The sequence below is a fragment of the Polynucleobacter sp. AP-Elch-400A-B2 genome, from assembly GCF_018688355.1.
GTDB lineage: Bacteria > Pseudomonadota > Gammaproteobacteria > Burkholderiales > Burkholderiaceae > Polynucleobacter.
Window position 1 is genome coordinate 152,232 of the sequence record NZ_CP061317.1, and the last position, 18,123, is coordinate 170,354.

Here is an 18,123-nt window from a genome sequence, read left to right on the forward strand (position 1 = left end):
AATATGCATAACTTAGACCAAGCCTTCGCTAACCCAGCTCTCATCGCAGATGAGGAATATCAAGCACCCAAACATTTCTTGATCTTAGGGTTGGGTGAATCTGGCTACGCTATGGCCAAATGGTGTTTGCGGAATGCTGCAAAGGTCAGTCTGGCCGATACGCGTGATCGTGAAAAGCTGAATGAGCGACAAAAAGCCTGGTTAGCGGATCTTGAATTTGCGGGACTTCAAGAAGCTTACTTTGGCCCTTTAGATGACCTGAATTTAAAGAGCGTTGAAGTTATTGGAATGAGTCCTGGTTTATCGCCATTTCAAGAGCCAGTAGCTTCTTTCTTAACTAAAGCCCAAGAATTGAGTATTGATACCTGGGGAGAGCTGGAATTCTTCGCCAGAGCCATCGCTGCATTAGATCGCATGGCTCAAGTTAAGCAATCCCAATACAAGCCTGCTGTATTGGCTATCACCGGAACAAATGGAAAGACAACCACAACCGCGTTGACAGGGCAGTTATGTGAACGAGCTGGCAAGAGAGTTGCTGTAGCTGGCAATATTAGCCCAGCAGCTTTAGATAAGTTGATGTCGTGTTTGGATGAGTCTGATCAAGTTGACGACATGCCTGAGATATGGGTGCTCGAGCTGTCTAGCTTCCAGCTGGTTTATACGAGAACCTTCAATGCAACAGCAGCGACCGTTTTAAACATTACGCAAGATCACTTGGATTGGCATGGTGATATGCAGGCTTATATTGATGCAAAAGCCAATATCTTTGGGCGAGAAAGTATTTGCATCTTGAATCGCGATGATGCGCTGGTCATGAATCTGCTTACTGAGGAGCAGAAATCCAATAAATCAGTCATTACTTTTGGTGCCGGCCGTCCTGATGAGCAAGGTGCCTTTGGAATCGAACATGATCTGCGTGCTGGTGGAATTGATTGGTTGGTCTGGGCTGAAGTAGATGAAGATCTTGAGCCACAACCGAAGCGTCGCCGTAAAGCAGTTGTTGTAGAGGATGAGCCATTGAGGCTCAAGCGTTTGATTCCGGCTGATGCTTTACGGATTCGTGGTCGCCACAATGCTTTAAATGCTTTAGCTGCATTAGCCTTGGCGCGAACAGCTGGTTTGCCAATGAATATACTTTTACATGGTTTACGTGATTACCGTGGCGAGCCACATCGCGTTCAAAGTGTTTCGATTGTGTCGAATGTTGAATATGTGGATGACAGTAAAGGCACTAATGTTGGAGCAACGGTAGCTGCTTTGAATGGTCTCAGCGCTAATGAGTCTGGCAAGCGGATTTGGTTGATTGCTGGTGGTGAGGGTAAGGGTCAAGACTTTAGCCTTTTGCGTGACCCTACATTACGTTTTGTAAAGGGTGTTTTCCTGATTGGCAAAGATGCCCCAATCATTGCTGAAGCTTTGGGTGACTCAGTGTCATGCGTCATGAGTGAGACTCTGCAAAACGCAGTAGCACAAGCGGCAAAACAAGCTCAGTCAGGCGATATCGTTTTGTTATCACCAGCTTGCGCTAGCTTTGATCAGTTCAGTGATTACGTGGCACGTGCTGAGGCGTTTATTGCTGAAGTTCAAGAATTGGGAATGCAATTCGAAGGGGTTGATGCATGAATTTAAGGGAAAAACTTTTTCCTGAGAATCGTTTAGGCCTTGGCCGTTTCTGGAATTTCTCCAGAGGCGGGATAGATAATTTCCGCAGTGGTTTGAGAGATGCGGTTTCTGGCGTTGAACAAACTCGTTCACGCATGATGGACTATGACCAGCTATTGGTTTGGGCAGTACTATCTTTAGCTCTGATTGGTTTGGTCATGGTGTATTCAGCCTCCATTACTTTGGCAGATGGCCCTAAGTACGCAAATTACAGTAGTAACTTTTTCTTAATTCGACATTGCATTTCATTAGCAATCGCGATTGGTGTTGCTATTTGGGTATTTAAGATTCCAACTCATATATGGGATCGCTATTCTCCGGTAATTTTTGGATTCACTGTCTTGTTATTGATTGCCGTCCTCATTCCTGGCATTGGAAAAGGGGTGAATGGAGCGAAACGCTGGATTCCATTGGGTCTCATGAACTTTCAGCCATCTGAATTAATGAAGTTTGCTGCAGTGATATTTGCTGCAAGCTATACAGTTCAACGTCAAGAATATCTCCACTCATTTGTTAAGGGCATGCTACCAATGGGTATTGCTGTTGCCTTAGTTGGTGGCTTACTGATGGCTGAGCCAGATATGGGTGCGCTCGTAGTGATATCGCTTATTGCATTTGGAATTTTATTTTTAGGCGGTATTAACGCTAAATTATTTGGTGGATTATTAGCGGTCGGCATTTTAAGTGCAGTGACAATTATTGCCTTCTCACCTTTCCGTCAAAAGCGAATTATGGCCTTTATTGATCCTTGGCAGGTTGATAACGCCGCAAATAAAGGCTACCAGTTAACCCATTCCCTAATGGCATTTGGTCGTGGTGAATGGTTTGGCTTAGGTCTAGGTGGTAGCGTTGAAAAATTACATTACCTACCTGAGGCGCATACGGATTTCATCATGGCAGTGATTGGTGAAGAGCTTGGTTTTATTGGTGTGGTAGTGATGATCTTCTTGTTCTACTGGATCGTGCGTCGCGCATTCCTCATTGGCCGCACTGCATTGCAATTAGATCGCAGTTTTGCTGGTCTTGCTGCTAAGGGTGTGGCGATATGGATTGGTTGGCAAGCATTTATCAATATGGGTGTGAACTTAGGTTTGCTTCCTACAAAAGGCTTAACACTCCCACTGGTGAGTTATGGTGGCTCAGGAATCTTGATGAATGCCGTTGCCATAGCAATGCTGCTTCGGATTGATTACGAAAACCGAATCTTAATGCGGGGTGGCAAGCTATGACCAAGCCATCTATCTTGATTATGGCCGGCGGCACTGGCGGGCATATTTTCCCGGGTTTAGCTGTTGCTGAATATCTGCGAATTTGTGGTTGGAATGTATCTTGGCTTGGCAATCAAGGTGGTATGGAGTATCGCTTAGTGAAAGCTTGCGACTTCCCATTTGAGACGGTGAACTTTGGGGGTTTGCGTGGTAAAGGAATCAAAGCGACATTGATGCTGCCATTTAATCTTGCTAGAGCCTGTATGCAAAGTTGGAAGATCATGCGCCGCATCAAGCCAAATGTAGTTTTAGGTATGGGTGGATACATTACTTTTCCTGGTGGCTTGATGACGAAATTCTTGAAGACGCCATTGGTTCTGCATGAGGCTAATTCCGTAGCTGGAAGTGCGAATCGCGCCTTATCCAAAATTGCTATGCGTACCTTGACTGGCTTTCCAGAGACGATGGCACAGGCTGAGTGGGTTGGCAATCCAATCCGTGAAGAATTTGAAGCTGTAGGCGCGCCAGAAAAACGTTACGAAGTGCGTATCGGACCTTTATCGATTCTGGTAGTTGGTGGTAGCTTAGGCGCTGCAGCTTTAAATGAAGTCATTCCAGCAGCCTTGGCATTAATGGATAAGGATGCACGTCCACATGTAATTCACCAGGCGGGCGATAAACATCTTGTAGATCTACAACAACGCTATGCCAACTTAGGCGTTGCTGCTGACATTCGTCCTTTTATTGATGATATGCCAAGCGCATATGCTCAAGCAGATCTGGTGATCTGCCGCTCTGGTGCAATGACCGTTTCAGAGATCGCAGCTTGTGGTGTTGCATCCTGTTTGATTCCATTTCCATATGCGATTGATGATCATCAGACTGCAAATGCACGATTTTTATCGGATGCCGATGCGGCAATTTTGTTACCACAACAAGATCTCAATCCGCAAGATCTGGCATCTATGATCCAAAACTTCAGCCGCCAAGATTTACAAGGGATGGCCAAGCGTGCTCATGCTTTAGCTAAGCCCCATGCAACTCAGCGTGTGGCTGAAGTATGTGCGGACTGTGCAGGAGTAGGTATATGAAACATATCGTGCAGCAAATACATTTTGTTGGTATCGGCGGCGCAGGCATGAGTGGTATTGCCGAAGTCTTGCTGAATCTGGGATATCAGGTATCTGGATCTGACTTAGCTGAAGGTGCTGTAACGAAGCGCCTAAAAGATTTGGGTGCAGTTATTCATATTGGCCATGAATCTAAAAATATTGGTACTGCAGAGGCGGTGGTCATTTCTACTGCAGTTGCGGGTAACAATCCAGAGGTGCTAGCTGCTCGTGCAGCTAAAGTGCCCGTGATTCAGCGGGCTGTCATGCTCGGCGAGCTTATGCGCTTAAAGCAGGGTATTGCAATTGCAGGTACTCATGGCAAAACAACAACGACCAGTTTAGTTGCCTCAGTCTTAGCTGAAGGTGGTTTAGATCCAACCTTTGTTATTGGGGGTAAGTTAAATTCTGCAGGTGCTAATTCGCGCTTAGGTCAGGGTGACTTTATTGTGGTGGAGGCAGATGAGTCTGATGCCTCTTTCTTGCAATTATTTCCTGCGATGGAGGTCGTTACCAACATCGATGCTGATCATATGGATACCTATCAGCATGACATGGCCAGATTAAAGCAGGCTTTTGTGCAGTTTATTCAGCGCATGCCTTTTTACGGTGTTGCTGTTCTGTGTATTGATGATGCAAACGTTCGAGACATTGTTCCATTTGTGTCACAGCCAGTATTACGCTACGGCTTATCTGATGATGCAGATATTCGTGCAAGTCATGTGCGTGCTGAAGGTACTCGGATGCACTTTACGGTTGATCGTAAAACTGTGCGCCGTCATGGCAATAAGCCTGGCCGTCTTGAGGTGCAATTAAATTTGCCCGGCATACACAATGTTCAAAATGCATTGGCAGCAATTGGTATTGCAACGGAATTGGGTGTTAGCGATGAAGCTATTGTGAAGGCTTTATCTGAATTTAGTGGCGTTGGTCGTCGCTTCCAAAGGTATGGAGAAATTTCTTTGGCCTCTGGCGGAAGCTTCACATTGATAGATGATTACGGACACCATCCTGTTGAAATGGCGGCTACTTTATCTGCAGCCCGTGGCGCTTACCCAGGCCGTCGATTGGTATTGGCATTCCAACCCCATCGCTTTACAAGAACACGTGATTGCTTTGGTGAATTTGTACAAGTTCTTAAAAACTTTGATGCACTCGTATTAACCGAAGTTTATCCAGCTGGTGAGGCAAAGATTCCAGGTGCGGATGGTCAAAGCCTAATGAAAGCAGCGCTTACTGTCGATAAGATTTTGAAGGGTTCTTTAGACAGTGCTGCGGTAGCCTTTGCTTCAAGCGTTGCTGAGATGCCTGAAAAACTTAAAGTTGTATTGCGTGATGGTGATGTTTTAATCACGATGGGTGCTGGCTCGATCTCTGGATTGCCGCATGTATTGGCAGAGGCAAAACATGTCTAAGCTAAGCCAACCATCACTTTCTTGGGGTGAGCGAGTCAAGCAAGAGCTCGCAAACTTAGATGTTCAATCTCTTGGACGGGTAGGAGTATTGCTTGGCGGTCGCTCTGGTGAGCGAGAGATTTCTTTGATGTCAGGTAATGGCGTATTGGAAGCCCTGCTCTCGAAAGGGGTTGATGCATATCCATTTGATCCAGGATTACGTTGTCCAACTGAGCTAGCCCAAGAAAAATTTGACCGTGTGTTTATCTCTTTGCATGGACGTTATGGTGAGGACGGGACGATTCAAGGGCTTCTAGATCTCCTAGGTGTGCCTTATACCGGTAGCGGTGTACTAGCATCTGCATTGGCGATTGACAAAATTGCGACCAAGCTTGTTTGGCTTAGTAGCGGTCTTTCAACTCCAGAATTTGAAGAGCTTAAAGCAGATAGCAACTGGAATGCTGTCGTAAAGCATTTAGGCTTGCCATTAATTGTGAAGCCCGCACATGAAGGCTCTTCACTTGGCTTAACTAAAGTGAAATCTGTTGAGGAATTACCTGCTGCCTATAAGTTAGCGGCCGGAATGGATAAGAAGGTAATCGCCGAAACTTGTATTGTTGGTGATGAGTTGACTTGCCCCTTGGTTGGATTTGGAGTAGATGCCGAGGCATTACCTGTGATCAAAATCATTCCACCAGAAGCTAACTACGATTTTCATAATAAGTATTTCTCTGATGAAACTAAATACCTATGCCCAACTGGACTTTCGCCAGAAGTAAATAAAGCAGTTCAAGAATTAGCCTTAGCCTCTTATCGTGCGCTTGGATGCAAAACTTGGGGTCGAGCTGATGTGATGCTCGATCAAAAAACTGGCAAACCCTATCTCTTAGAGATGAATACCTCTCCAGGTATGACATCGCATTCTTTGGTTCCAATGGCGGCAAAAGCGGCTGGTATTGAATATGCCGAACTAGTTCTCTGGGTCATTGGCCAAACCTTAAAAAGCAAAGGGGCTACGCAAGTATGAGTTGGATGAGCTCCTTAATAAACGCTTTCAGTGAAGTATTTACTTCATTGGCATCTCCACTTTGGAATCATGCAGAGCGGATGCAAAAGTTGAGCCGTTTCTTGATGCGCTGTTTTGCAGTCATGATTTTCCTTGGAATTTTGGTGTGGTTGAGTCAGCGCCCGGTATTTGCATTGCGCCAAGTCGTAATAGAGCCGGTGGCTGGCCAAACGCTCAAACACATTAATAAGCCTGTAGTTAAACAGCAGGTCTTAGAGACTGTCCAGGGTAATTTCTTTAGCGTGAAATTAGAAGATGTGAAGCGTGGCTTTGAGTCGATGCCTTGGGTGCGTCATGCCAACGTTCGCAGAGTTTGGCCTAACGGATTAATTGTGAGTATTGAGGAGCAAAAACCTTTTGGTACCTGGGGCGGAGCTGATAGTCAAACTTTAATGAATACCCATGGGGAACTCTTTGCTGGGCGAGTCTCTGATGTGGGGGATGGTATTTCTTTGGTTGATTTCTCGGGGCCAGACGATGCAAGCAAAGAAGTGATGCGTTTGTACGAGAGGGCGAACGCTTGGTTTATGCCTTGGAGTACAGAAGTGAAAAGCTTAACCCTTTCTGAGCGCTATGCCTGGCACGTGAAGTTATCCAATGGCATGAAAGTGGAGTTTGGTCGGGATGAAGAGAATTCAGACAAAACATTAACTGAGGATCGGGTAGCGCGTCTATTCAAGTATTGGCCGCAGGTTCGGGAGAAGTGGGCTAACCGAGTAGATGCAATCGATCTGCGCTATGCAAATGGTTTTGCGGTACATCTTGCTTCGGCAAGTTTGAAAAAAAACGAAGCAGATGGCAAAAAAAGTGAGCAGAAGCAATGAGGAATGAGAATGAGTAAAGACAACCGCGATTTATTGGTCGGATTAGATATTGGAACCTCCAAGGTGGTTGCTTTGGTTGCTGAATTAGCGCCAGATGGCCAATTTAATGTGGTTGGCGTTGGCCAAACTGCATCCAAAGGTTTGAAGAAGGGTGTAGTTGTCAATATTGAAGCTACTGTTCAGTCTATTCAGAAAGCGCTTGAAGAGGCTGAAGTCATGGCCGACCGCCAGATCGTACAGGTCTTTACGGGTATTGCTGGAAATCACATTGTGAGCTTTAACTCTAGCGGTATGGTGGCAATACGCGATAAAGAAGTTAGCGCTGGCGATGTAGAGCGTGTTTTAGAAACTGCCAAAGCAATCAACATTCCAACGGATCAACAAATCCTTCATATTCTTGTTCAAGAATTCATTATTGATGGACAGGAAGATGTACGCGAGCCAATTGGTATGAGTGGTTTACGTCTGGAAGTAAAAGTACATATTGTTACTGGTGCTGTTAGTGCCGCACAAAATATTGTGAAGTGTGTGCGTCGTTGTGGCTTGGAGGTAAATGATCTTATTTTGCAGCCCCTAGCTTCTAGCTTAGCTGTATTAACTGAAGATGAAAAAGAGTTAGGTGTTGTTTTAGTTGATATTGGTGGTGGTACAACTGATATTGCGATTTATTGCCAGGGTTCTATTCGACATACTGCAGTGATCCCGATTGCAGGAGATCAAATTACCAATGACATTGCTATGGCATTGCGTACCCCGACTATTGATGCGGAAGATCTCAAGATTCAATATGGTATTGCTCGCCAAGATATGGCCGATCCAGCCACCATGATTGATGTCCCAGGTGTTGGAGATCGTGATCCACGCCCGATGTCAAAGCAAGCTTTAGCTGCCGTAATCGAGCCACGAGTAGAAGAGTTATTTACCTTAGTTCGAGGCGTTGTGCGTGACTCTGGTTACGAAGATATGGTGTCTTCAGGAATCGTGCTGACTGGTGGCACCTCTTTAATGCCGGGAATGGTTGAGCTTGCTGAGCAAGTGTTCTTGCGTCCAGCGCGTATCGGAACCCCCGAGTACCGTGGCCACCTGCATGAGGTTCTACGTAGCCCCCGTTTTGCTACCAGCATCGGTTTATTAATGGAAGGCCAGGCGCAGTTATTGCGTGGCCGTCGAGTATCACAATCAGGCGCGTTGCAGAGTGTAATTGCGCGCATGAAGGAATGGTTCGCAGGAAATTTTTAAGTTTTTCGTCGTCGTCAATGTAGTACTTATTACCTAGGAGGGTATATGGAATTTGAAATGTTAGATCAGGAAATAGCCGGCAAAACCATTATTAAAGTGGTTGGAGTTGGCGGTGCAGGTGGTAACGCAGTTCAGCACATGATTCGTCGCGGTGTTAACGGCGTAGAGTTTATTTGCATGAACACCGATGCTGGCGCTTTACAGCGTTCTGAGGCATCTGTGAATTTGCAACTAGGCTCTAGCGGACTCGGTGCTGGCGCAAAACCTGAAATCGGTGCAGCTTCAGCTGAAGAAGCGCGAGCACGTATTGCAGATACATTGCAAGGCGCACATATGGTGTTTATTACCGCCGGTATGGGGGGTGGCACGGGAACTGGTGCAGCGCCAATCGTTGCTCAAGTTGCTAAAGAGATGGGTATTTTGACTGTTGGTGTAATTAGCAAGCCATTTGACTTTGAAGGCGTTAAGCGTCTCAAGGTTGCGGAGAATGGTGCTATCGAGCTCGAAGCATATGTTGATTCATTGATCGTAGTTCTCAATGAAAAGCTCTTTGAAGTCATGGGTGAAGATGCAGAGTTTGATAAGGCATTCGCCTGTGCTGATGATGTATTGCATAACGCTGTTTCAGGTATTGCAGAAATCATTAACGTGCAAGGTTTGATCAACGTCGACTTTGAGGACGTAAAAACAGTCATGGGTGAACAAGGCAAGGCAATGATGGGAACTGCAACAGTTTCTGGCATGGATCGTGCACGCTTAGCTGCTGAGGCTGCAGTTGCTTCACCACTACTCGAGGGCGTTGATTTGTCTGGTGCACGTGGTGTGCTGGTCAACATTACTGCTAGCCGTTCATTGAAATTGTCTGAGACTCGCGAAGTTATGGCCGCAATTCGTGGCTATGCTGCAGATGACGCTACTGTAATCTTCGGTACTGTGTATGACGAAAGCCTGGGTGATGCATTGCGCGTCACTGTTGTCGCTACTGGTCTGAATAATCCACAAGCACGCCAGCATCATCAACCGGAAGTAGTTTGGAGACAAGCTACTGGTACGCATGATGCGATGCCAACCATGGCTGATTTAAATAGCTTTGCACCAGCAAGTGCTTCAGCAGCAATGAGTAAAGTCAATCTTGACTCAGCTTTGAGCACGAGCGCAGGCTTGGCAATGACAGGTGCGGGAAGCGCTCCTTCGATTGCTACTCAACCAACAGCTAGCGGTGTTGATTACAGTCAATATGATTTGCCACGTGTATTCCGCAGTTCACGGGAAGCTACACCAGCTCCTACATTAGGTGCTGATAGCTCGCCACAGGCTAAAACCATGCTTGATAAAGGTGCTGATTACTACGAAATCCCGGCTTTTTTACGTAAGCAAGCAGACTAAACCACTGCTCAATACAATAGGTTGTGCAGAATGCCAGCGCGGCGCCCCTCCGGACGACGAATCCCGCGCTAGCGTTGGCATACTCATGACAACTATTTAATTGGAGAATTTATGATTGCAGTCGGACAAAAGTTACCAAACGCTACTCTTTATGAGTTTTTAGATGAAGCTAGTGAGGGTTGCGCTATTGGACCAAACGCATTTGAAGTTGAAAAACTCACTGCCGGTAAAAAGATTGTGATCTTTGCTTTGCCTGGTGCATTCACACCAACTTGTTCAGCAAAGCATGTTCCAAGCTATGTTGAGCACTTCGATGCAATCAAAGCAAAAGGTGTTGATGAAATTTGGTGTATTTCAGTAAATGATCCATTTGTAATGGGTGCTTGGGGACGAGATCAAAAAGTTGGTAAAAAGATTCGCATGTTAGGTGATGGTAGCGCTGAATTTACTAAGAAACTTGGCCTAGAGCTAGATTTGATTGCTCGCGGTTTGGGTGTTCGTTCAGATCGCTACGCCATGATTGTTGAAGATGGTGTTGTTACAACCTTGGATCGTGAAGCGCCTGGCAAATTTGAAGTGAGCGATGCCGCTTCAATCTTGAAAAAACTTTAATCAATCATTCCTGAATTTAGATAAATCATGATGAAGCAACGCACAATCGCCACCCCGATTAGAACCGTGGGTATTGGTTTGCACTCTGGGCGTAAGGTGACTTTATCTATTAAGCCTGCGCCGGTAAATTCAGGAATTGCATTTGTTCGTGTAGATACCCCAGAGCAATCGGTTGTACCGGCCACTGCTCTGGCGGTTTGTGATACCCGCCTGGCCTCGGTAATACAAAAAGATGGCGTGCGTATTTCCACGGTGGAGCATTTACTTTCAGCTTGTGCAGGTTTAGGACTTGATAATTTATTAATTGAGCTTGATGGTGAAGAAGTGCCCATCATGGATGGTAGTGCAGCTTCATTTCTGTTTTTGATGGAGTCAGCTGGTATTGCAGAGCAAGAAGCACCAAGACAGTTTGTGGTGATTAAAAAATCTGTAGAAGTGAAGGATGGCGATAAGCTTGCGCGCCTAGAGCCTTTCTTTGGTTTTAAGTTAGATTTCACAATCGACTTTAAACATCCGGCAGTAGATAAGACTGGTCAGCGCTTTGTTGTGGACTTTGCAGAACATGCCTATCGAAGTGAGATTGGACGTGCTCGCACTTTTGGTTTTGCTCATGAGGTTGAGGCCTTGCGAGAGATGGGATTGGCGCGTGGCGGAAGTTTAGATAACGCGATTGTGCTCGATGAGCATCGCATCCTGAATAATGAAGAGTTACGTTATGAAGATGAGTTTGTGCGCCATAAAATTTTGGACGCCATTGGCGACCTGTATTTAGTTGGACATCCGATTGTGGGTTCCTATGTTGCTGAAAAATCAGGACACGCCTTAAATAACGCGCTCTTGCGTAAGCTTTTGGAAGATCCTAGTGCTTATGAAATTAGCAGTTTTCAAGAAAATAAGGCTCCCTCAGCCTATTCCAAAGAGAGTCAACCCCTCTTTTTCTAGGTTTATTTAGGCTTGCTCTGGAGTAGGCGTTCAACCGCCTTGCGTAGCTCCGAATCCGGTGCCAATCTATCCAACAATGATTCCCAAGAAGCCCTTGCAACTGCATTAAAGCCTCTGGGTTTTTGATTGGTTTGGAGTCTCTCCCGGGGCTGGATTTCCCAGGTGGGTGGCGCTGGCTTAAGGCGTACCTTAATGCTAGCGCAGACGACACCTTTTTTAGCTAACTCATTGATTAAACTAGGTAAAACTTGCTGAAGGCGGGTTGCAATACTCGCCCCGTTTACCATTAAAAAAAGCTCATTTTGAGCTCCAGAACGCCATCCGGCCTCAATTTTCGGCGCTAAGTTATCTAAATCTAATTCGAATAAGGCTGCTTTCAGGGCAATTTTGAGTTTGGCCAGATCTTCGGTTTTGGCCAAAATTCCGCCCAAGCCCTCTGACTCGCGCAAATACTCCAACCACTCATGGGCGGCTTTCGTACGGATAGGTTTGGGAGCAAAGTTCATATAAAAAGAGGGTGCGGGTGATAAACTCAAGGTCTTAATTTACTTCAATTTCCCATGGTAATCGGTCTTCTTAAAACCCTGGTTGGCAGTCGTAACGACCGCCTCTTAAAACAGTATCGCAAAGTAGTTGCCAAAGTTAGTGCTTTCGAGCCTAGCATGCAAGCTTTGGATGATGCCGCACTGCAAGCAAAAACTGCTGAGTTCAAGTCACGTTTAGCTGCGGGTGAATCATTGGATGATATTGCTCCAGAAGCTTTCGCTGTAGTTCGTGAAGCAAGTACACGCGTGATGAAGATGCGCCATTTTGATGCGCAGATGATGGGTGGTCTCGCATTACATCAAGGCAAGATTGCTGAAATGGGCACTGGAGAAGGTAAGACCTTAACAGCTACGCTTCCCGTATATCTGAATGCTCTCACTGGCAAGGGTGTCCACGTCATTACAGTGAATGATTATTTGGCTCAGCGTGATGCTGAGTGGATGTCAACGCTTTATAACTTCTTAGGCATGAAAGTGGGTGTGAATCTATCTCAAATGGATCACACCACCAAGCAAGAAGCTTATGCGGCTGACATTACTTACGGAACTAACAACGAATTTGGTTTTGACTACCTTCGCGACAATATGGTGCAAGACTTGGGTCAGCGTGTTCAGCGTGGCCTAGCTTATGCAATTGTTGACGAAGTAGATTCTATTTTGATTGATGAGGCACGTACCCCATTAATCATTTCGGGTCAGGCCGAAGATCACACTGATTTGTATATCAAGATCAATGCACTGCCTGCCTATTTAGAGCGCCAAATTGGTGAAGAGAAAGCAGATGGTACTGGTGTTGAAAAGCCAGGCGACTACTGGGTTGATGAAAAGTCCCATCAAGTCTATTTAACAGAGCGCGGCCATGACAAGGCTGAAACAGTCTTGGTTGAGATTGGCGCTTTGAACGATGGTGGCTCTTTATATTCCCCGCAAAATATTACTTTGATGCATCACGTTTACGCAGCATTGCGTGCTCATACTTTGTACAACCGCGATCAGCAATATGTTGTTCAAAATAATGAAGTCATCATTGTTGATGAGTTCACGGGACGCTTAATGCAGGGTCGTCGTTGGTCTGATGGTTTACATCAAGCTGTAGAGGCAAAAGAAGGTGTGCAGATTCAGAATGAGAATCAGACGCTAGCCACGATCACTTTCCAGAACTACTTCCGTATGTACGGCAAGCTGGCCGGTATGACTGGTACTGCCGATACTGAAGCTTATGAGTTCAAGGAAATCTATAGTCTTGAGACTGTAGTCATTCCTCCAAATCGGATTAGCCAAAGGAAAGATCGCCAAGATCAGATCTATAAGACATCGCGCGAGCGTTACGACGCAGTGATTAAGGATATTGAGGATTGCTATAAGCGTGGTCAACCTGTCTTAGTGGGTACAACTTCGATTGAGAACTCAGAACTCATTGCGGGCTTGTTAGGTCAACGTCAACTACCCCATCAAGTTTTGAATGCGAAACAGCATGCTCGCGAAGCCGAGATTATTGCGCAAGCTGGTAGACCTAAGATGATTACTATTGCTACGAATATGGCGGGTCGTGGAACGGATATCGTTTTAGGTGGAAACGTTGGTAAACAATCTTCTTTGATCGAAGCGGATGCCGGTCTACCTGATGTAGAAAAAGCAGCCAAGATTAAGACTTTGCAGGACGAATGGCAAAGCTTGCATGATCAAGTATTAGTTGCTGGCGGTTTGCATATTATTGGTACAGAGCGCCACGAGAGTCGTCGTATCGATAATCAGCTTCGCGGTCGTGCTGGTCGTCAGGGTGACCCAGGATCTTCTCGTTTTTATCTTTCTTTAGATGATTCGCTTTTGCGCATTTTTGCTGGAGACCGTCTACGTGCAGTCATGGATCGCCTCAAGATGCCGGATGGCGAGCCGATTGAAGCAGGCATGGTAACTCGCTCCATTGAGTCTGCTCAGCGCAAGGTCGAAGGTCGCAACTTTGATATTCGTAAGCAATTGCTAGAATACGACGACGTTGCTAATGATCAGCGTAAAGAAACTTATCGCCTCAGAAATGAAGTCCTCGAAAGCGCCGATGTTGGTGAGCTGATTGCTAACTTGCGCGAAGATGTATTGCGTGGCATTTGTGCTCTATACATTCCTTTGGAGTCTATGGAAGAGCAGTGGGACTTAGTTGGCCTTGAGAATGCATTGGCTAGCGACTGGAGCTTAACGGTTGATCTGAAAAATTGGGTTGAAAATGCTGCATCCATGGACGATGAGCAAATTGTTGATCGCGTACTGGCGGCCGCATTAGAAACTTATGATGCAAAAGTAGAGCTCTCTGGACGCACATCTTTCGCTGGGTTTGAACGCTCAGTTTTACTCTACAGTTTAGATACCCATTGGCGTGAACACTTAGCTGCTTTAGACCATTTGCGCCAAGGCATCCATTTACGTGGTTACGCTCAAAAGGATCCAAAGCAGGAGTACCGTCGCGAAGCATTTGAGCTCTATGGTGAGTTACTCAATGTCATCAAGAATGATGTTGTGAAGAGCATCATGACAGTACAGATTCGTAGTGCCAGTGAGTTAGATGAGGCCGCAGAGTCAATCAATGAGGATTTAGCCAAACTCTCAGATGTACAGTATCAACATGCTGATGCGGATCTTGAGTTAGCTGGGTCGACTGGCGATCGTGGTGCAGCTATTGCAATAGCTCCAGCGCCATTACGCGCTGGTCCTAAGGTGGGTCGTAATGATCCTTGCACCTGCGGAAGTGGTAAGAAGTATAAGAACTGCTGCGGCGCATTAAGTTAAATCAATTGGGATTAAAAAGAGTTGCCAGACCCGGCAGCTCTACAATGCCTCATCTACAATTGTCAAATCATGACAGTTAACTTACCAATCCCCCAAAAAGACCTACTAAAGCCTGTTAAAGGTTTTCAGATGGGCATCTCTGAAGCTGGAATTAAAAAAGCCAATCGCAAGGATTTATTAGTAATGACCTTGGCCCCTGGTTCACAAGTAGCTGGTGTTTTTACCTTAAATCGTTTCTGCGCTGCGCCAGTTCAGGTTTGCCGAGAGCATTTGGCTTTGGATGGTGCAAAGGGCGAGATTCGGGCGCTGGTGGTGAACACGGGTAATGCCAATGCAGGAACCGGTGAACGGGGTATGCAGGATGCCGCAAGAACTTGTGCCGAGTTAGCAAAAGAGCTTAAGCTCAACCCAGAACAAATTCTACCGTTTTCAACCGGCGTGATTCTAGAGCCACTTCCAATTGATAAATTGATTTCTGCTTTACCTAAAGCAGTCGCCAATCTAGGCGAAGACCATTGGTTTGATGCGGCAGAAGCCATCATGACAACGGATACGCAGCCTAAAGCGACGTCGATGACAGTAGAGACTCAAGCTGGCCCGGTGACTATTACTGGTATCTGCAAGGGTGCAGGAATGATTCATCCGAATATGGCGACCATGCTGGGATTCATCGCAACTGATGTTGGTTTTGCACCGGGCCTACTTACTGCCTTGACTCAAGAGATTGCGGATCAGTCATTTAACGCAATTACGATTGATGGCGATACTTCGACCAATGACTCATTCATCATCATGGCAACTGGTCAATCAGCCGTGCAAATTAAATCAAGGGATGATGTTAGTTATGGCGTAGTTAGGACTGCATTAATTGATCTTGCGCGTAAGCTTGCTCAAATGATTGTGAGAGACGGTGAGGGCGCAACAAAATTTATTACGATTGATGTGCAAGGTGGCAAGACTAAAGAAGAGTGTCGCTTGGTAGCAGAGGCAATTGCCCACTCACCTTTAGTAAAGACTGCCTTCTTTGCGAGCGATCCTAACTTAGGCCGTATCCTTGCTGCGATTGGCTATGCTGGCATTACGGATCTTGACGTGAGCCAAGTGCAAATGTGGCTTGGAGATGTGTGGGTTGCAAAGAATGGTGGCCGCAATCCTGATTACCAAGAGGTCGATGGTCAGAGGGTAATGCAGGCTCCAGAAATTACCATCAAAATTGATTTAGGTCGCGGATCAGCGCAAGAAACAATGTGGACCTGTGACTTATCACATGACTACGTTTCCATTAATGCTGATTACCGCTCATAGGAATTCGTGAAATGAATGAAAAATTAGAGCAACTCTTAGGTCATCTTGAGACATTTCTGCCTAAAGCATTGACCGAAGAGCAGTGGAAATCTTCAACTGCTTTTAGATGGCGTCGTCGCGATAGCATCTTTGGAAGTATTGGATTTTTGCAACCAGTAAAACATGTCGCTGATATCTCTTTCGAAGATCTAAAAAATATCGATCGTCAACGTGATGCGATTCGTGACAATACGAAAAATTTTATTCAGAAGAAACCTGCGAATAATATTTTGTTAACGGGTGCACGTGGTACAGGAAAATCATCACTTATTAAAGCTAGCTTGCATGAGTTTGCTAGCCAGGGCTTGCGCTTAGTTGAGGTTGAAAAAGAGCATCTAGCTGACTTGGCTGATATCACCGATTTATTGGCTGATCGATCAGAGCGGTTCATTATTTTTTGTGATGACCTCTCATTTGAAGATGGTGAGTCTGGTTATAAGGCGATGAAGTCTGCCTTAGATGGCTCTGTGTCAGCTCAGGTAGACAATATTTTGATCTATGCCACTTCTAATCGACGCCATCTCTTGCCTGAATATATGAAAGACAACGAGAGTTATGTTCATAGCGATGATGGAGAAATTCACCCGGGTGAAGTTGTGGAGGAAAAAATTTCTCTATCAGAGCGTTTTGGTTTGTGGCTCTCTTTTTATCCACCAAAACAAGACGAGTATCTAGAAATTGTGGCTCATTGGTTACGCCATTTTGGTTTAAGTGATGCGCAAATTGAGGGTGCTAGAGCTGAAGCGTTGGTTTGGGCTCTAGAGCGTGGCTCACGTTCTGGTCGTGTAGCTTGGCAGTTTGCTAAGCACTGGGCCGGCTCGCATACCAATTAATCATTTTCATGAGTGACTCTAATCGCCCTGTGACAGAGGTTGCCGCCGGAATTCTGTTGGATGCGGAAGGTCGCTTTCTTATGGGCCAGCGCCCTGAGGGTAAACCTTATGCTGGCTATTGGGAGGTGCCGGGTGGAAAAATTGAAGCTGGTGAATCTGTATTTGCAGCACTAAAACGTGAATTACAAGAAGAACTTGGAATAGATATCGAATCTAGCGAAGAGCTAGTTGTTTTAGAGTATGACTATCCACATGCTTATGTGCGCTTGCATGTCAGCATCATTCGAAAATGGTCTGGAGTGCCTACAGGTTGTGAGGGTCAGGCGCTCTCTTGGCAGTTGCTTGGAGATGCACTTCCGACGGTGGAGCCTTTATTACCAGCTGCATGGCCCATGCTAGAAAAGCTTAAACAGCTAAAGATTTAGAGCTGGCAGAGGGTGAGTCTAAAAGGCACATCCTCATTGATGGTCTGCGGTTTTTTATCTTGATCGATCTTCAGAAAGCGAATGGAGAGTAGATATTTATTGGCGCTGATTTCTGAGTAGAGGGCGTCATCTTCAACGGCAATGCGCATTAATTGATACACCTTGCCTGATGGTGCTTGTTGGTAAGCACCATGATGGGCTACTACATCTTTAGCCTCGCCAGATTGGCGCAGTAGTCTTAAGAAAATTTGGCAAGCTTCATGCCATGGCAAAAGCGGCGCAACATACTTGTCTAACAATTCTCTACGTTGAGTTGAGGGAGTGTTTTTCCAGGCATGGTAGCTAGGTAAATCAATTGGACTTGTTCCACCGGGAATATTTAATCGGGTCCGGATAGCATTAAGCCACTCACTCTCAGTAATTGCAGCGTTGGGCTTACCCACAGACTGATTGATATTTTGCGCAGCTTTGTCAATTTCAGAAAGAGTTTGTGTAAGGGCTTCTTGGTCCACTTTTTGGGAGGACTTTAAACCATTCAAGGTGTATTTTTGACGTTCAAATTCTTTGAGGAGTAGGGATTTAATGTCGCCTCGAGAACCAATATCACCCAGGTCAAACAACATGGCAATGGCATTGTGGTGTAGCTCGGGATCATCGGATCGTAGAAAGTGATTAAAGCGGGCGAACAAATACTCTAGCCGAAGCATGCTTCGAACTAATTCATTAAAGGGGTATTCGTAGACAATCACAAGC

Annotated in this window: 16 protein-coding genes; 14 read left to right on the top strand and 2 right to left on the bottom strand. The window is 45.7% G+C overall.

Annotated features, from left to right (window positions below):
- Window positions 1-3 precede the first annotated feature (3 nt).
- The 10 genes from murD to lpxC all read left to right on the top strand — a co-directional run bounded on the left by murD (window position 4) and on the right by lpxC (window position 11,442).
- Window positions 4-1,623 carry a UDP-N-acetylmuramoyl-L-alanine--D-glutamate ligase gene (gene murD / locus FD977_RS00875; protein WP_215305717.1) on the top strand — a complete coding sequence of 540 codons (1,620 nt, stop codon included), beginning with the start codon at window positions 4-6 and terminating at the stop codon, window positions 1,621-1,623.
- Window positions 1,620-2,891 carry a putative lipid II flippase FtsW gene (gene ftsW / locus FD977_RS00880; RefSeq protein ID WP_215305718.1) on the top strand — a complete coding sequence of 424 codons (1,272 nt, stop codon included), beginning with the start codon at window positions 1,620-1,622 and terminating at the stop codon, window positions 2,889-2,891. The genes murD and ftsW overlap by 4 nt, the downstream gene beginning before the upstream one ends.
- On the top strand, window positions 2,888-3,961 hold the full coding sequence (gene murG, locus FD977_RS00885; protein WP_215305719.1) for an undecaprenyldiphospho-muramoylpentapeptide beta-N-acetylglucosaminyltransferase: 1,074 nt from the start codon (window positions 2,888-2,890) through the stop codon (window positions 3,959-3,961). Before ftsW ends, murG begins: the two co-directional genes overlap by 4 nt.
- The gene (murC, locus tag FD977_RS00890; RefSeq protein ID WP_215305720.1) at window positions 3,958-5,394 is read left to right on the top strand and encodes a UDP-N-acetylmuramate--L-alanine ligase; all 1,437 of its coding nucleotides are present in this window, start codon (window positions 3,958-3,960) and stop codon (window positions 5,392-5,394) included. The genes murG and murC overlap by 4 nt, the downstream gene beginning before the upstream one ends.
- A complete protein-coding gene (locus FD977_RS00895; protein ID WP_215305721.1) occupies window positions 5,387-6,400 on the top strand; it encodes a D-alanine--D-alanine ligase in 1,014 nt (337 codons plus the stop codon). The genes murC and FD977_RS00895 overlap by 8 nt, the downstream gene beginning before the upstream one ends.
- 5 nt (window positions 6,401-6,405) lie before the next feature.
- Entirely contained in the window at window positions 6,406-7,263 is an 858-nt protein-coding gene (locus FD977_RS00900) for a cell division protein FtsQ/DivIB (RefSeq protein WP_215305722.1), read from the top strand.
- A 9-nt stretch (window positions 7,264-7,272) separates the two neighbouring features.
- On the top strand, window positions 7,273-8,502 hold the full coding sequence (gene ftsA, locus FD977_RS00905) for a cell division protein FtsA (protein ID WP_215305723.1): 1,230 nt from the start codon (window positions 7,273-7,275) through the stop codon (window positions 8,500-8,502).
- A 45-nt stretch (window positions 8,503-8,547) separates the two neighbouring features.
- A complete protein-coding gene (gene ftsZ / locus FD977_RS00910) occupies window positions 8,548-9,888 on the top strand; it encodes a cell division protein FtsZ (RefSeq protein ID WP_215305724.1) in 1,341 nt (446 codons plus the stop codon).
- A 111-nt stretch (window positions 9,889-9,999) separates the two neighbouring features.
- A complete protein-coding gene (locus FD977_RS00915; RefSeq protein WP_215305725.1) occupies window positions 10,000-10,500 on the top strand; it encodes a peroxiredoxin in 501 nt (166 codons plus the stop codon).
- 27 nt (window positions 10,501-10,527) lie between these two features.
- On the top strand, window positions 10,528-11,442 hold the full coding sequence (gene lpxC, locus FD977_RS00920) for a UDP-3-O-acyl-N-acetylglucosamine deacetylase (RefSeq protein WP_215305726.1): 915 nt from the start codon (window positions 10,528-10,530) through the stop codon (window positions 11,440-11,442).
- Window positions 11,443-11,444: 2 nt separating this feature from the next.
- Here lpxC and FD977_RS00925 read toward each other — a convergent pair whose 3' ends face one another.
- Window positions 11,445-11,978: a hypothetical protein gene (locus FD977_RS00925; protein ID WP_251369504.1), complete on the bottom strand. Its 534-nt coding sequence runs from the start codon at window positions 11,976-11,978 to the stop codon at window positions 11,445-11,447.
- Window positions 11,979-12,002: 24 nt separating this feature from the next.
- Here FD977_RS00925 and secA point away from each other — a divergent pair, with 24 nt between their 5' ends.
- The 4 genes from secA to FD977_RS00945 all read left to right on the top strand — a co-directional run bounded on the left by secA (window position 12,003) and on the right by FD977_RS00945 (window position 17,370).
- Window positions 12,003-14,768, top strand: coding sequence for a preprotein translocase subunit SecA (gene secA / locus FD977_RS00930; protein WP_215305727.1), 2,766 nt, complete (start codon window positions 12,003-12,005; stop codon window positions 14,766-14,768).
- Between the two features lie 69 nt (window positions 14,769-14,837).
- Window positions 14,838-16,073 carry a bifunctional glutamate N-acetyltransferase/amino-acid acetyltransferase ArgJ gene (argJ, locus tag FD977_RS00935; RefSeq protein ID WP_215305728.1) on the top strand — a complete coding sequence of 412 codons (1,236 nt, stop codon included), beginning with the start codon at window positions 14,838-14,840 and terminating at the stop codon, window positions 16,071-16,073.
- 11 nt (window positions 16,074-16,084) lie between these two features.
- A complete protein-coding gene (locus FD977_RS00940; protein ID WP_215305729.1) occupies window positions 16,085-16,945 on the top strand; it encodes an ATP-binding protein in 861 nt (286 codons plus the stop codon).
- 8 nt (window positions 16,946-16,953) lie between these two features.
- Entirely contained in the window at window positions 16,954-17,370 is a 417-nt protein-coding gene (locus FD977_RS00945) for an NUDIX domain-containing protein (protein ID WP_215305730.1), read from the top strand.
- Here the strand turns inward: FD977_RS00945 and zapD are convergent.
- On the bottom strand, window positions 17,367-18,119 hold the full coding sequence (zapD, locus tag FD977_RS00950; protein ID WP_215305731.1) for a cell division protein ZapD: 753 nt from the start codon (window positions 18,117-18,119) through the stop codon (window positions 17,367-17,369). The genes FD977_RS00945 and zapD overlap by 4 nt on opposite strands.
- Between the last annotated feature and the right edge of the window lie 4 nt (window positions 18,120-18,123).